The following is a 961-nucleotide window of genomic DNA, read 5'->3' as shown; positions in this document are numbered from 1 at the left end:
TAAAAAATACTGATTTTATTAAACCGGGTATTGCCGCTTGGAGCTGGGGCTTACTAAAAGATGACTTTACAACCTTCCCTGTGCAAAAGCAGTTTATTGAGTATGCAGCAGATATGCACTGGCAATATGTGTTAATTGATGCTGATTGGGATCAAAAAATAGGTTGGGATAAAATACAGCAGCTGGCAACTTATGCTAAGCAAAAAAATGTTGATTTATGGGTGTGGTATAACTCATCAGGTGCGTGGAATAACACGGTTTACTCGCCTAAAAGTGCATTACTGACTCACGCTGATCGCATAAAGCATTTTGCTAAACTGCAGGCGATGGGCATTAAAGGCATTAAAGTCGATTTCTTTCCAGGAGATGGCTCATCGGTGATGGCCTATTACGAAGCAATATTGCAAGACGCCGCAGCGCATCAGTTAATGGTCAATTTTCATGGCACTACCTTACCTCGGGGGCTACAGCGAACCTATCCTAATCTCATGACCTCAGAAGCCGTAAAGGGTTTTGAAATGATCAGTTTCTTCCAAGCCTTTGCTGATAAAGAAGCGCAACATGCCGCCACCTTAGTGTTTACTCGTAACGTGTTTGATCCAATGGATTTTACACCTATGGTGCTTGGCGATATTCCTACTATTGAACGCAAAACCAATAATGCCTTTCAGCTCGCGTTGCCAATTTTATTTACCTCTGGCGTGCAGCACTTAGTTACGACCCCTGAGCAAATGGCAAAGGTGTCAGCACCCGTTAAAACCTATTTACAGTCGTTGCCAACAGTGTGGGATGAAACTCGCTTATTGCAAGGCAGCCCCGGTGAGCATGTGGTAATGGCAAGGCGCCGTGGTTGCAACTGGTATATAGCTGGGATCAATGCTGAAGATAACACTATAACGCTAGATATTGACTTAAGTTTTAGCCACTTTAGCTCAGCACAGCTGCTAAGCGCAGGTAAAAA

The 961-nt window shown here is 43.7% G+C and carries 1 protein-coding gene; it reads left to right on the top strand.

Annotated features, from left to right (window positions below):
* A partial coding sequence (locus CWB85_RS21910) for a glycoside hydrolase family 97 catalytic domain-containing protein (RefSeq protein WP_171039068.1) occupies window positions 1–961 on the top strand: 961 nt, incomplete at both ends.

Source organism: Pseudoalteromonas sp. S1727, from assembly GCF_005886375.1.
Lineage (GTDB): Bacteria > Pseudomonadota > Gammaproteobacteria > Enterobacterales > Alteromonadaceae > Pseudoalteromonas > Pseudoalteromonas haloplanktis.
This window is presented reverse-complemented; position numbering and strand designations above follow the sequence as displayed.